Genomic DNA, 13,502 nt, shown 5'->3' with positions numbered 1-13,502 from the left:
TTTTCTCTTTTTCCATCAGAAATCAGGTTAAAAAAGGAAGTAACAGGAGAGTTAGAAGGGATAGACGACACTCAATAACAAAATTGCACCCCACACGATCAAAACTATAAGTATTTGTTTTTTATACATATTTAAACTTTATTTCAAGCTGAAATTCCAGATATTACTGGGGTTAGTAGTTATTTATGACAGTGATATTGCAGGTAATAGAAACGCAGTGTCGGGAATGATTTTTTCAGGACACTCACATTTATCTAAAAATCGGATGGCGGTGCCTCTTATATGCAGACGTTAGGAGTCATGGAATCTGAGACGGTTAACATCCTTTCCACACGGCTGGACAGAGAAGAATTGTCATTCCGAGATAACTGAGAGCTGAGACTATTGTAAATTCTTTAATCGTGCGTGTGCGCTGGCGGGATAGGAATATCCTGGACGGTAATGTGTGCTGACGGGCACCAGAAATGACAGTAGCGAGGCAGGAGAAACTGGCGATGACTTATTTTGAGGCCAGCATATTCAGATAAATATTTATGACAGATACTATGCAATACAGGAGTGAAGACATGGATGTAGTTTTTGAAGTGTCGGAACAAATATGTGTGCTGGCAAGCTATCTGTGCAACAGAAATGCAAAAGTGTGTGCTGACGGGAGGTAGTCATGGCAACTGCTGAAAATGTGTTTTGAAGGAATTAGTCCAGTAAAAAGCCATAAACATGTGTGCTGGCGGGTAATCATGCCTGGTGTTCTTAAAAAATGTGTGCTGACGGGAAGGTCTTTACACTGACACAAAATAATCATGTGTGCTGACGGGCTTTGTATGTGTGCGGGAGGACAATAAATACGCTTAAATCATCCGATAGTGTGTGCTGACGGGCTACTGATAAGAATTTTAGTCCTGTATATATGGACTGTCGGATTACAGGAACGGAGCCCTGCGTGATCATGTGTGCTGGCGGGAAAGAGGAAATATCCATTTTGAAGAGGAAGGCTATAGCATGAACAATGCCATCATCCCGATAGCACACATTCAGATATCAGTTGGTTTCAGTTTTGGATTACGTTTATGAATAATAACGAAATTTTCTCTCGCTTTACGGACTAGAGAGAATTCCAGATAACCAATCTTCTGTAACTGCTCAAGTGCTTTTTTGATCGTACGGTTTTGCTCGCTTACAGAACTGCTTAGAGAGAGACGCTCACGTAAACGGGAGAAACTTACCGGAATAGGATTAGCAGGAAGGCTTTCAATAAAAGTGTAAATAGCCTGAGCCGCTTCCTTCTTAGGGAGTGCTTTGATGGCATGTTGCTGAAGGAGGACTCTGTAGTCCAGTTGAAACAGTTCCCAGAGTTTTTCATCGGCTTCCAACTGGACAATGTCCTTCTCAGCATCAAAATAGCCCGTTTTCAAAAGACCAGTCTGATAACTGCCCTTCGCATCGCGCCCACGTTTGAAGGAGATTGATTTATTACGCAATTTACCCAAGGACTCATGGATTGAGAGCCGTAGCCTGCCGTCGATGCGTTTAGCAGAAAAACCGCAACCCTTCGCAAACTCGGTGAATTTCAGTTCGATTTTGTTCGACGTCAGACCGTATCGGCTGAAGGCATAGATAACCCCTATCCACACTTTGAAGTCGCTGTCCATATCGAGTCGGGGACCTGAAATATTGATATGGTCGTAACCTTCAGCCCGGGCAATTTCTAGCTGTGAAAACAGTTCAGATGCATCAACAATGTTATTTTCACCCTGTGATTTCGTGGGTTTAGGTACGAAAACGCCAAGGCGCATCAGTGCCACTGGCTGAACAGTGTTGTTAGAATTAACTGTGAGCTGTTTATCTTTACTGACCATGTCACTGTAAAGTGCATCGCCAATAAATGACTTATCTTTCATAGGTTTATCTCACCTCTGAGTTACAGGATCTTTCTGTGGGTAAAAACGGCTTGTATCCCAACAGCACACACACTACATCCCAACAGCACACATTACTACCCCGCCAGTACACACACACCTCCCGTCAGCACACATGTTAATCCCTCCAGCACACATCGTAAAAGTGCCTTAGGCCAGATGTGGAGCGGGCTGAGAGGCCACGGGATCTATTAGGAGCTGTAAGGATCATAATTGGATCATAATTGGATCGAGCCTGTGCAAATGTGGATAACCAATTTTTTCGCTAACGCGCCTCCGGCTTGTTCAACCGGCAGTGCCCATACAAAGAATTTGTATGGGCACTGCCGGTTACCAGTAAACAGTGACGCCGTATCACACCGTATTTTATTCGACCAGTTTCCATATATGCGCTGGCACGCGATCGAACAACTTTCCGACCGTTAACTCAGCTTTTCGGTGATCGTATGCTGACGTAATTGCGAATTCTTCTTTCAAATCACCTTTATATTTCAGGTGTTCGTATACGGTCTCAAGCGTATCCAATGAGCGACAGCGCCTGAACCGCATTAGCCAGTCGGATTTTGTCATCTTTCCCTTTTTGCGTGTACCAGTTTCTAATCTTGAGGAGGGTTTTCACCGGACAATAGCGCTAGAGTGGCAATTCAACCAGCGTAGCCTAGTAAAAATTTACCCGTCTGCCGTCAATAGCCATCACAGCGCAACTGTAGGCGTAAAAACTTGATCAAAAAAACATTTGTCACAGGTAAAAAAGCCTGCGTGTCCAGGTCAAAAAAGATACCCATTAAAATATTATGCATAAAAAATGTATTATGGCAGCAAACAATATCTGGCAGACATAATCGTACAGTGCAGCTATTCATAATCGACATACGAAATATAATCTGCTTAGCGGACTGTATATGACAAAGAGAAAAGTTTACCCGGTTCACTTTACCGGTCAGCGGGGCCAGAAGGAGGCTCTGAGGCTTTCCAGCAGAATGAAACCTCCACCTGGCAGCGCTGGCTTAAGCACTCCCGGGATAACAAAAAAACCACAGTGGTGACCTGCAGCTGTCTGCCGGCAGAAATCGATCCTGTCAGGAGGCGCCTGAAGGTTCACTACTCCCGGGATACAGAACGCTGCTGTCTTTCTTCATATGCTTTCACGGGTAATGAGCATAAACCTGACTGCCGGTTTTATTCGGTGTGGTCTGATGAACGGCAGGCAGAGATTTATCTAGGGGACACTGTCCGTGCAGCAGCGGATGGCACGATTGTGGTCAGACTGCCCACGGGCCTCCAGAAAAAGGCACCTTCCGATGTAAAACCGGCTGAAAACGTCTCAGATGACGAACCGGTAAAACGCAAACGGCGGCCCGCGATGAGCCTGCTGGGGCTTCTGCACCTGCTGTGGGAGCAGTCTGGTATCAATGTCTGGCACCCCGCTTTCGATAAAAAGAAACGCAGCCCTGGCTGGGTGAGCTGGCGCATGAAGCAGACTGCTGCCCGTATTCGTATTGGTCGCGTGCCACTGGATGAATCACTGTTGCTCATGGCCATGAAGGATACGCCGCAGGTGATCGCTAACCGGGAACACATGAGAGCGGCCGAAAGGAACAAAAGGCGACTCATCGTCGTTTCTGTGCTGGCTGGAGTGAAGCCGGTGAAGCAAGGCTGAAGACTATGCTGCCGCTGGGGCTGTTTTCTGGATTTCCTGATCTGGTTCCGCCTGAAGACGTTCGTCACCGCCTGGAGCGGAGCTTCAGCCGCGAGCTCGGCGACTGGCGCAGGGGAATGAAAGTCGTGATTATCGCTGAAACAGAGCCGCCGGAAACATCGTTCAGGCAAATAGACGGGCGTAACCGGCCGTCCAGCTGCAGTACCGTGATCGATGTAGCGCTGATGACTGTCAGCCCACGCTTTATTCCGCTGGATTCCGGCTATGAGGAGGCTGTGGAAGAAAAACTGTGGCAGGAAAAACGCGCCTTTATCGAGCCTCTGCGCTTCGACGGTGAAGAAGATGTGTTTCCGGATTTGTGCTCAAGGACGTTCCTGGCGTGGATGCGCTGCCGATGGAAGTTTTTGGCATGAACTCGCCAGAGTACCTGCAGCGCAGGCAGGTTAAAACCGCTCACTATGAGGCGGAATATGGGCCCGGGCGGTGGTGGTACTGGGATGCTGCTGCGAAGCCAGACATGCCTGCATTTCCCTGCGTCTGATACGGGTGTCTTTTAAATGCAGGGAGATAGGGCTGCAGTACCGTATCTGTTTATCCTGTGCCTGACAGGTTGTCAGGCCTGAACGCTGAAGGTATTGTTTAAGAAGCGTCAGGACGATAAATCAGGCTTAACCTGCAGGAGCTGGCAGTGGACACGACTGAAGAACTCAATAACACCTATTTCTATGCAGGCAAACCCAACCTCACCGCTGGTGAGCTCTTTTCATGGTTTTCTGTGAAGAAGTCGCCGAACATCTGGGGATTGATGACTTCGGCGCGATCGTGGCCATTCTGTCCGGACGTAATGTCCTGACCACCCGCAACAAACCGCGCGATGCTCTTAAGGGAACCTCCAATGCCTCACGGGCAGCGCGCAGGGTGTTCCCTAAAGCCAGGTTTCCTTTCGGTATTCAGCTCCCGACCATTGTAGGGGGATACCCGCCCCGGACCGCCCGTATTCTCTTTACGCATAAGCTCAGCACCTTTGTCGGACGGGCAATACCCGTCGTAGGCTGGGTGATTCTGGCCAGAGATGTTGCCGATATCAGTTTCAATTCGGTCAGACTGTACAATGCCATCGCCCGCGGGGAGGATAAGATATGGTAGATAACACCCAGGCACGCGTAATGGCACTCATTGAGCCGTGGAACGGCCACTCCCTGCTGACGTTCCGGAAAAAAACACTCACGCCAGAGATGTCGCTCAATCTGGACATGAAGCTTGACCCGGAGGATGCTGCGGAATGCCTTCAGAACGTCTTCGATGCGTTTGGAATGGATTCTGATGAAGTAGCATTCAGCCGCTATTATCCAAAAAATCCACGCGAGGTTTTTCCTCTTACAATCAGGATGTTGATTGAGTCAGTACGCGCAGGACACTGGCGTTACGACTGAGTTTACACTCGTTAGGGAATCTCCAATGAACGAAACAAAAGAATTAGTCTCACCACGTTGGAAATGGAATGCGTTGTTTAGGGGCGATCAGGAAAACGCGTCTTTCAACGCCTGCGTGGGTAATAATGGCGCTCCGGATATTTACTACTACTCAGACGGGTATGCCGAGAGTGTTGATCTGTTAATTGAAGGACTTACAGAGGGGCGTGGCACGCTGGATACTCTGATTTATCCAATCTGCTTCAGTCTGCGCCACGCTGTAGAACTCATGATAAAAGGCCAGATACAGGATCTGATCGGGCTGGCCAAGTTGCGCAAATATCGGGATACAGCAAATATTAATGTCGAAAAAGCGCTTAATAAGCACGATATTAAGGACCTGTGGGCCTTTTTTTCAAAGCACGCAATTGCTAATGACCGCCGTTACAAAGAGCTTATATCTGCCTCAGATACCCTTATTGGTTGCATTGCAGAAACGGACCCGACAGGGCAAACTTTCCGCTACAGCTACAGTAACGACGCTCAGAAACACCTCACAGATGTAAGCCTCATAAATGTTCTGGTACTGCGCGAGCAGTTTAAACTGTTATATGAAAGTCTTGAGAAAATAAGAACGTTAACTGGCTGGCTCAGTCGGGAATACCGTACGGGCACATTCACTAAATCACTGAACCGTGAAGACTTAATGGCTATTGCCAAAAAACTGCCTCCGCACCACCTTTGGTCAAACAGTTCATCGGGGTTCTATGATGTCAAATTGTCGATAAAATCAGATTACAGTATCGGCAGTGCAGAAACTGACTGAAGCTATCGATAAAATCCGGGCCTGCAGGGATATGGCGCGCCAGATAGGGATATCCGTCAGTATTCCAGGCCTCTCTTATGGTGATCTGGCCGCACTTAATGACTTCTGGAAGCAGGCATGGAACCGTGACGTACTTGAAAGTAAACTGCGTGATGATATTTATGGCAGTGAAGAAGTCCATATGCAGCCAGCCATAATGAAGGAGGTGGTTCAGAAAGAATCACAGGCAAAGTTAAATTTTTCTATCTCTGTCAGTAATTTCCAGAGCTGGGCTACCGAAGATAAACTGGCCGGACTTCATGCGCTGATGGAGTCCGGCTACTATGATTTCTGTGAAAATCACGACAGACGCTATGCATTCTACAAAACTGAAATGGCAGAAATTTTTGCTCAATCCTCTCCGGTTCGTATCGATAAGGTTAGTGAGATATGGTCGTTCACAGTTGGGAGGCCATATTACCCTTTACGGATAATTGAAAAACTGAAGCTGGCAGGTTTTTACGATGAGGCCAGCAGCCTGGCGGAGAATTTGTTTTCCTGATGGCTGAAACTTCTTGGCTTCACAGCACGGCATACGAAAGCTGCTTAAAGCGTCATGTAATTCATGACTCTAATTTTCTGGAGCTGCATAAGTCATGCGGATTTCGGCTTACTCGTTCTCACTGCCCGTTTTCTGTCCCGTATTATATAAAGCCCATATACGTTTCACCTGACTCACGCTGCATCCGGCAAGAGTTGCTGTGCGCGCAATCGTCATACCAGACTCGCGAAGGGCAATGATACGTTCGTGTGTTTTGGGTTCCGGTCTGCGCCCTTTATACTTTCCCGAAGCCTTTGCCAGCTCCACACCTTGCCTTTGCCTTTCACGACGGGTTTCGTAGTCGTCCCGTGCCGTCTGCAGGGCGACCTTAAGCAGCATGTCCTGAACGGACTCAAGCACGATTCTGGCCACGCCATCGTGACTACCGGCCAATTCGGACAGGTCCACTATGCCGGGGATGGCCAACTTTGCCCCCTTTGCCTTTATCGAGTCGATCAGCTGCTCAGCCTCTGTAAGCGGAAGACGGCTGATGCGGTCAATCTTCTCAGCCACGACGACTTCACCAGGCTGCAGGTCGGCAATCATGCGCTGAAGTTCAGGTCGGTCTGCCCGGGCACCTGAAGCCTTTTCTTTATAAACGCCGGCGACATAAAAGCCCCTGCCCCGGGCATCTTCAATAATGCTGTTCTGCCGCGTCAGTTCTTGTTCATCAGTACTGACCCGAAGATAGATACGTGCAATCTGCATGGTTTAGCTGTCCCATCCTCTTAACGTAAATAATCCCTAAGCGCTTCCCGGCCGCCGTTGTCTTCGGGCATAGCGCTCACAATGCGTCTTAGCGCAGCTTTGTGTAAGGGGGTACTGTTAACGAGTTCCATTAATTGCCGCTGTGCATTTATCGCTAGACTGCTGGCAGAGCAATATTTGCGGGTTCGAAAGAGGCGTTCCCATAAATTAAAGTTCATCAATCGATTTGTCAGGACATACATCGATACAAGGACCTTATGCACCTCAATCTCTTCTTTAGGTAGTTCACCTTCGGCAATGTAGTCGCCAGGGAGGTTGAGATAGGTCTCATCGAGTGGGTCATTCACTAAAGAACTAAAGGGTTTCATTGCGACCTCAATGGCAGTTTTTTCAGTTAGGACGGATCACTATTACTAAGGGAGTCAAATCTCATGTATAGCGCACCCTGGAAATCAATATCACCTCGTACAGTGATTTTTACGTCGGTACCTGGACTTAGAAATGCAATTTTCTCTGCATGCATAATTTCAGTTGTACAGATGCGCAACCATTCCGGTTCGCCTGTAAGCAGAACGCCATACAGCATCAGGTTTGTGTCACTGACCGTTGCTACATGAGCAATCTGAACCACAGTGCCCGAAAACGATCTCTTTTTAGTACTTAGCATCAGACCCCCCTTTCTTGTCTTAGCTTGATAATGGTCAATTTGAGTATACCTAAAATGGCCGCGTGGTTCTAACAGGCCATTATAATTTGAAAGCAATCTATATTGGCCATATAAATATTGGCCACCTTAAATAGCCTATTTGAAGTGAAAAACGCTCAACAAGTTACCTACTCAATCTATTAGCTTGCTAACAGTAATTTATGAAACTATAAGCACTAAGAATATTATCGAAGTTCAGGCGTTAAGTGACTCATATTGATAATTACGAAATAGTTTCTTTTTTTGAACTTGAGGTTCATTTGGTTTTTGTGGTAGATTGTGCCTATTGTGATTTTTTTTCGGAGACTTAAAAATGAATGGGCCGGAACCTAAAGCGATTTTTCATGCCAGAAACTCAATAGGACTGTCAACGGAACAAGCTGCGAATCTGGTTTATGCGACCAAACGGTCTTGGGAGTACTGGGAGAGTGGTGAACGCTCAATGTCGCCAGCTGTATGGGAACTCTTCCTGATGAAAATTTCAGGAAGGGTACCCCGGAAGTATGCTGACAAACCTCGTAGCGTCGTCGTCATTCTCGCGGATGACGGGGAGCAGTTCATTGATGTTGTCGCCGATGATAATTTTGTTGATTTACGTGCCCCGCAGGGTTTCGTCCAACGCAGTTATTAGCTCATTAGCAGTTGAACATTTAACTGGTAGACCTTACGTACACCAAACCACTTTTAATCGTTCAGTTAATAAACATGTTTTGGAAACAGTTAGTACATGGAAAAGTAAGTTTTCTGATTTGAATATTGATGGTTGAAGGTGTCATGATCTCATAGTGTTTGTTGCTTCATTAAATGTTACTTAAAGTAAAAAGCATTCACGCAGGGCTCAATTTCATCTATCGGTATTTTTATAGATGGAAGTTATTCAGATTGTTATGTGGATAACATGCATAAAGAGCTTTGTTGAATTCAGTGTCGTTAGGGGGAAGATTTGCATCAATGGAATTGGCATGATTTTGAAAAAGAAGAGAGCTCAGATGAATCAGATCCGCATGACCCCTATCAGGCATTCACACAAAACGAACTTGATGAGTATGTTTTAAGGGAATTTTGGGTCGGCAGTAAGGTTGACGGTTTTCTTTATTCCATAGGTTTCAACAAGGTTTCTCAGGAAAGCTTCCTCAGGCTTTTTGTTGGCGATGCTGAGCATGATGGCAAGATGATATCCATACCTGAGAGCGGTGCCTGGATTGTTACATTTAGTCTTGCAGATAGTGAAAATTTTGATCATGTAAGGTTAAATTTCAGACAAAAGAGAGACTTAATCACAGGGGTTGCTAGCGCATTATATGACCACTACAATGTGAGCAAGTCGGGGCTCTATCTTTGGAAAGCAGCCAGACCTGAACTGAAACGCGTTTATAACAAGGCCTTAGGCCTTGCCAGAGAAACGCCTTTTAAATTTAAGTCCATCCCGTTGACTAAAAATTTCAACGAGTTAGGCGACGCCAGGAGGGGTTATGCAATCATCACGCAATACTACTGAAAGCTTAACAGCAGATCAGTTGGATGATTTTCTGACTCGCAGACTTAAAAAAGCTTCAGCCAGTTTAGCTAAACGTAAACTTGAAACTGGTGAGTACGTTCACCATGATGGTAAGGTTATTCCAGCATATGTTCTTGAAGAAGCAGCCTATCGACCTGCCCAAAATGATACTAAAGTCCTTATCTGCAATACGGACGCTGTTTATCAACCTTTAATGCGCAGAGTCGGACCTCAATGGATTGGTAGCCGGAAAAGTCTAACAGCGGCGTCGATTGAGACAAGTACTCGGCCCACTATGCAAGTTTCTGGCCGCTGCACCTATCAGGCAAAATGGTTCAAGAGCCGCTGTCCCAAGAGATGGTCAACTTTTCCGATACGATGCTAAAACAAAAACAATGCATCCTGTAGAAGGTCAGTCAGTAGGCAAAGGCCCTTTTTTGCGTAAAAGAAGAAGAACGAGTGTACAAACTAAAGTGCAGTCGCAATCTTACGAGTTTATTTCAGCTAAAGTGAAATAAAGTTCTTATTAGCGCTGATTTCATTTAGTTACGCCAGGTTAATCCCGGAGTTTTTGAAAAAAAAACCGCCTATGGGCGGTTTTTTATATTATCGTGCGTTAATGACTTAAAATTGGCAGTGCACTTTTGATCAGAATATAAAGGCATACAGCAGCACTATATGCCCTTCGTCTGACTAACTCCTGCCATCGTAAAGCTTTGCGATTTCCGTAGCTGCTTTCTCTATACCTGGATATACAGTGCTTTCGTTGATGCCGAAGCGGCTGAGTTGCCGCATTAAATGCTCTTTATTTCTTATCACGAGTTTTCGGACATTTAGTGTGCTAAGGCCTGTTTCTGGCAAATCAACGTTTTCACCGAACAAAAGGAATGCTCCAGCCTGAGATGAAATGCGCACATTGCTGAGGCGTCCTTTTACCAAAACTATTTTGTTGAGATGGGCTGGATCAATAATGCTTTTAAAATAAGATTTTTCATTGCGAATAAGGTGCAACAGTTGCCCACATTCTTCGGTAGCATTAAATGCCTGTAATGGAAGGCTGGTATCAAGTATGCTTTTAATACGGGAAGGAAGTCTTGAAAGATTGGCAATACAGCTGACGGTATCAGAATCAAAAAACTTAATTTCACTTTTAGGCGTTGTCAGTATAATGACATTACCATCGATCTCGTTGCCATGTTCATCACGTTTTATTTTAGAACAGGCAAAATAGAGAGCTATGAGAGGATTAGTTGATACGTCAAGCAGGCGAGTTGGTAGTCCATAATGTTGCATGCGTACAAGCTTATCCAGCATGTACCGATCATCTTTAAACTCAGCAGGTTGTACCGTAAGAAGCTCCGTTATCATGTCAGATTCGTGATGGCGGTAACGATAGTTGCCTTGCGCATCCTTACGAAAAAGCGAAGGTTCCAGCTGATAACTGATATCTGAGTGCCCCCGATAGAATACATCTTCATTATCGGTTTGCGGATGATTTAGTATGATTCCCAAGAACTGATTAATATCCGAAATCACCTCAAGATTTTCTTGATTGTCTGGAGCTTCAGCTGTTACTGCTGCAGGAACGTCAGGGGCGAAAGCACCGAGGCCTAAAATATCAAGGCAGTAGTTAAGGCTCATGTTTTTTACTGCCCAAAAATTTCTGCTCAGTCCGAAACTGCCCAGTTCCAGATCCTTATAATTTTTGTCATTGGCTAGATATTGATAGCCAATTTTTTTGGTTAGCACATAGTCAAATACCAGTACTTTCTCTCGCTTTTTATCTGATAACTTAATGTTGCTGATTCTTCCTATGCTGACATGGCTTTTCCATCCACCTAATTCATGTTCATCATCTTCTTCTGCTTCAAATTCAGGCTCCGTCATAAATATGACCGGCAGTTCCTGAAGAAATTCTAAGGTTTTACTGGTTAGAGGAAGAAGTTTGCTTCTCAGCGAGTCCGGAGTGGATTCAAAGAGCCGGGAAACCGGGAAAGCGCCCTCTCCATGATCTTCAGAAAAAAAACTGTGGTTGTCGGGATTGCCGACCACGATAAGATTCAGCATTTAGTCATCCTTACATAAATTTATTTTACCTTTTCATCATGCCAGAATCGTTGATTAAATGAATACTCAAAGTGAATTTTCTTACACTCATTATGCTCAGAGTCCGGTCTGCCATGTAGTTCAGAATGCATCACACTCAGCAATGCCCCGCTACCTGCTGGCACCGGAGGTGGCGCTACTGCTCGACGCCGATCGTGAAGGCGTCAACTTTAGCATCCGCCCTATTACGACCAAAACGTTTCGCGATTCATTTGCGATGCATCTGGTGCAGCACGGCGTGCCTAAGAAAGTCATTCAGGCGATGATGGGCCACAGGGTTAAGAAGTCTACTGAATGGTGCACGCAGGTCATGGCGCTGGACGTGACGCGTCAGCTGGGTGTACGGTTCTATAACACCTGAGGATGCACGTGCACTGATAATGCCTGACATTTCTGGCGGTCTCAGATGACATTTATGTCTGCAGGTTAATTCACTACTGAGGAGCTGTGCCATGAAGGAAAGTGATCTGCGGAACTATACCGATCAGGAGCTCAGGGATTTTCTTGACAGAGTTCTGGATGAAACCAAACGGCAGGAGGACTATGCAGACAATTCGGATGACCCGTTAATGAGACAAATAGCAACACGGGAAACTACACACTCGCCCCGTTATCATCAAGCAAATTCTTGATGAAATGAAGCGAAGAAACCAGATTTGGATTCATCCCTGAGTGTCTCAGCCCAAGCAAAGGCCGCTCAGGCGGCCGCTGTCGGGATACTTACCATAAATTAGAGTATTTCTAATTTTTTTACCTGAAGCATTTTCTCTGTCGCCCGGTACGAACCATTTCCGCTCCCGTTCCATGTCAGATAATCATTAGCGTCAAGCCAATTGAGACATGCCCCGATATCCTCTAAAAAAGCCTTCCTTTTGGTTTCGTTGCAAAGGACGTCATCAATTGGATGCATTTTTGAACCTCGACTTACCACCTCTAAACCCGGCCCGCGAACTTTAGTGTTTGACATGGCTTTATCAAGAAAAGGCTGAACGATACAGTCTGCATCCTGGGAAGCAAAATGCGGCAGTGCTCCGATGAAGTAGTCGCGGATTATTTCGTACATGGTCTCAAATTTGATAGCTGGGTTTTTCATACGGTTCCTTATGGCTGGTTGAACTCCCGGCAGCTACGCCCTTTTCGCGGCGCAACATCTGTCATCCGTAATGTTATCGGCATTGTGCGTTTTTTCTGTATTTGCCCTCGTTTCACAGGTCGTTAACTCTGTGCGGACCACTGAAAGCTGAAGACGATGCAAAAACACTCTAATTTAATGTTGTTTTAATATTAAAATGTAATCGTATTGATGTTGTTGTGATTGTTTTTTGGGGCTCTCTAGCTTACAATCGGCATCAGACCATTAATCCAAAAGAATATTGTTTTAATATTAATATGAGGTGTTAAGGATATGATTCTGACAATCGTAAATACTAAAGGCGGCGTAGGAAAATCGACACTAGCAGTAAACATTGCAATCGCACGCGCCCATCAGGGTAAAAAGGTCTGGCTTGTTGACGGAGACAAGCAGGGGTCTTCGCAGACAGCAATTCTTATACGTTCTGAGGCAGATGTTCAGCCCGGGATTGCCTGCTCTCATTTCCCTGATGGACCTGTATTGCGAACGCAGGTTCTGCAGCAGAAAGATAATTATGACGATGTCATTATCGAATGTGGGGGCAGGGATTCGACGGCCATGAGGGCAGCACTGACGCTCACGGACTATGCCCTTGTTCCTTTCGTTCCTGGTAGCTTTGAAGCCTGGGCGATGGAAGATGTTGTAAAGATGCTGCAGGAAGCTCGCAGCATACGTGAACCTTTCCCTGCGTATTCAATTCTCAATAGGGCCGATGTTAACCCGCGCAGTAAAGACAATAATGAGATGGTGACGGCTATGTCAGAATATGCGGATGAGATCCCTGTACTGGACCATCTTCTCCATCTGCGTAAAGCATTTGCCAATGCAGCTGGTAGCGGGCGCTCTGTCGTTGAACTCAAACTGAAACCCCATGAACGTCCTGCTAAGGATGAGCTTGAAAAACTTATATCTATAGTATTCAAAGATTGATAAGATATTATATTAATATTAAATGAAT

16 protein-coding genes and 1 pseudogene are annotated in these 13,502 nt (G+C 45.8%); 10 read left to right on the top strand and 7 right to left on the bottom strand.

Annotation, left to right across the window (positions count from 1 at the left end):
• Positions 1 to 1,031: 1,031 nt before the first annotated feature.
• A complete protein-coding gene (locus AC6I77_RS22655) occupies positions 1,032 to 1,898 on the bottom strand; it encodes a protein RepA (RefSeq protein ID WP_497817420.1) in 867 nt (288 codons plus the stop codon).
• 384 nt (positions 1,899 to 2,282) lie between these two features.
• Entirely contained in the window at positions 2,283 to 2,486 is a 204-nt protein-coding gene (locus AC6I77_RS22650) for an Hha/YmoA family nucleoid-associated regulatory protein (protein WP_497817419.1), read from the bottom strand.
• 469 nt (positions 2,487 to 2,955) lie between these two features.
• On the opposite strand from AC6I77_RS22650, the gene AC6I77_RS22645 reads away from it, so the two are divergent.
• From AC6I77_RS22645 to AC6I77_RS22620, 6 genes and pseudogenes are all read left to right on the top strand, one after another.
• The gene (locus AC6I77_RS22645) at positions 2,956 to 3,576 is read left to right on the top strand and encodes a DUF1173 family protein (protein ID WP_497817418.1); all 621 of its coding nucleotides are present in this window, start codon (positions 2,956 to 2,958) and stop codon (positions 3,574 to 3,576) included.
• Positions 3,577 to 3,581: 5 nt separating this feature from the next.
• Positions 3,582 to 3,989, top strand: coding sequence for a DUF1173 family protein (locus AC6I77_RS22640; protein WP_497817417.1), 408 nt, complete (start codon positions 3,582 to 3,584; stop codon positions 3,987 to 3,989).
• Positions 3,990 to 4,264: 275 nt separating this feature from the next.
• Positions 4,265 to 4,659 (top strand): annotated as a pseudogene (locus AC6I77_RS22635) (STM2901 family protein); the annotation flags it as partial.
• A 56-nt stretch (positions 4,660 to 4,715) separates the two neighbouring features.
• Entirely contained in the window at positions 4,716 to 5,009 is a 294-nt protein-coding gene (locus tag AC6I77_RS22630) for a DUF1493 family protein (protein ID WP_497817416.1), read from the top strand.
• 25 nt (positions 5,010 to 5,034) lie between these two features.
• Entirely contained in the window at positions 5,035 to 5,814 is a 780-nt protein-coding gene (locus tag AC6I77_RS22625) for a hypothetical protein (protein ID WP_497817415.1), read from the top strand.
• Positions 5,798 to 6,355 carry a hypothetical protein gene (locus tag AC6I77_RS22620; RefSeq protein WP_497817414.1) on the top strand — a complete coding sequence of 186 codons (558 nt, stop codon included), beginning with the start codon at positions 5,798 to 5,800 and terminating at the stop codon, positions 6,353 to 6,355. Before AC6I77_RS22625 ends, AC6I77_RS22620 begins: the two co-directional genes overlap by 17 nt.
• A gap of 108 nt (positions 6,356 to 6,463) precedes the next feature.
• On the opposite strand, the gene AC6I77_RS22615 is transcribed toward AC6I77_RS22620, so the two are convergent.
• Genes AC6I77_RS22615 through AC6I77_RS22605 form a run of 3 tightly spaced genes read right to left on the bottom strand, consistent with a single transcriptional unit; the run spans position 6,464 to position 7,769 of the window.
• On the bottom strand, positions 6,464 to 7,102 hold the full coding sequence (locus tag AC6I77_RS22615) for a recombinase family protein (RefSeq protein WP_497817413.1): 639 nt from the start codon (positions 7,100 to 7,102) through the stop codon (positions 6,464 to 6,466).
• Positions 7,103 to 7,122: 20 nt separating this feature from the next.
• Complete coding sequence (locus tag AC6I77_RS22610; protein WP_497817412.1) at positions 7,123 to 7,470, bottom strand: hypothetical protein; 348 nt, start codon at positions 7,468 to 7,470, stop codon at positions 7,123 to 7,125.
• A 26-nt stretch (positions 7,471 to 7,496) separates the two neighbouring features.
• Positions 7,497 to 7,769: a hypothetical protein gene (locus tag AC6I77_RS22605; RefSeq protein ID WP_497817411.1), complete on the bottom strand. Its 273-nt coding sequence runs from the start codon at positions 7,767 to 7,769 to the stop codon at positions 7,497 to 7,499.
• A gap of 982 nt (positions 7,770 to 8,751) precedes the next feature.
• Here AC6I77_RS22605 and AC6I77_RS22600 point away from each other — a divergent pair.
• Together AC6I77_RS22600 and AC6I77_RS22595 are read left to right on the top strand one after the other, a co-directional pair.
• A complete protein-coding gene (locus AC6I77_RS22600; protein WP_497817410.1) occupies positions 8,752 to 9,306 on the top strand; it encodes a hypothetical protein in 555 nt (184 codons plus the stop codon).
• On the top strand, positions 9,281 to 9,691 hold the full coding sequence (locus AC6I77_RS22595; protein ID WP_497817409.1) for a hypothetical protein: 411 nt from the start codon (positions 9,281 to 9,283) through the stop codon (positions 9,689 to 9,691). Before AC6I77_RS22600 ends, AC6I77_RS22595 begins: the two co-directional genes overlap by 26 nt.
• 308 nt (positions 9,692 to 9,999) lie before the next feature.
• On the opposite strand, the gene AC6I77_RS22590 is transcribed toward AC6I77_RS22595, so the two are convergent.
• Positions 10,000 to 11,373, bottom strand: coding sequence for an FRG domain-containing protein (locus AC6I77_RS22590; protein WP_497817408.1), 1,374 nt, complete (start codon positions 11,371 to 11,373; stop codon positions 10,000 to 10,002).
• Positions 11,374 to 11,515: 142 nt separating this feature from the next.
• Here AC6I77_RS22590 and AC6I77_RS22585 point away from each other — a divergent pair, with 142 nt between their 5' ends.
• Positions 11,516 to 11,773, top strand: coding sequence for a tyrosine-type recombinase/integrase (locus AC6I77_RS22585; protein ID WP_497817407.1), 258 nt, complete (start codon positions 11,516 to 11,518; stop codon positions 11,771 to 11,773).
• Positions 11,774 to 12,142: 369 nt separating this feature from the next.
• Here AC6I77_RS22585 and AC6I77_RS22580 read toward each other — a convergent pair whose 3' ends face one another.
• On the bottom strand, positions 12,143 to 12,505 hold the full coding sequence (locus tag AC6I77_RS22580; protein WP_497817406.1) for a hypothetical protein: 363 nt from the start codon (positions 12,503 to 12,505) through the stop codon (positions 12,143 to 12,145).
• 312 nt (positions 12,506 to 12,817) lie between these two features.
• Between AC6I77_RS22580 and AC6I77_RS22575 the strand changes: the two genes are divergently transcribed.
• Positions 12,818 to 13,474, top strand: coding sequence for an AAA family ATPase (locus tag AC6I77_RS22575; RefSeq protein WP_497817405.1), 657 nt, complete (start codon positions 12,818 to 12,820; stop codon positions 13,472 to 13,474).
• Positions 13,475 to 13,502: the final 28 nt, after the last annotated feature.

The sequence above is a fragment of the Pantoea sp. X-Soil-ISGK-259 genome (assembly GCF_059730705.1).
Note: the sequence above shows the minus strand (reverse complement) of the source record. Positions and strands in the feature narration are given on the sequence as shown.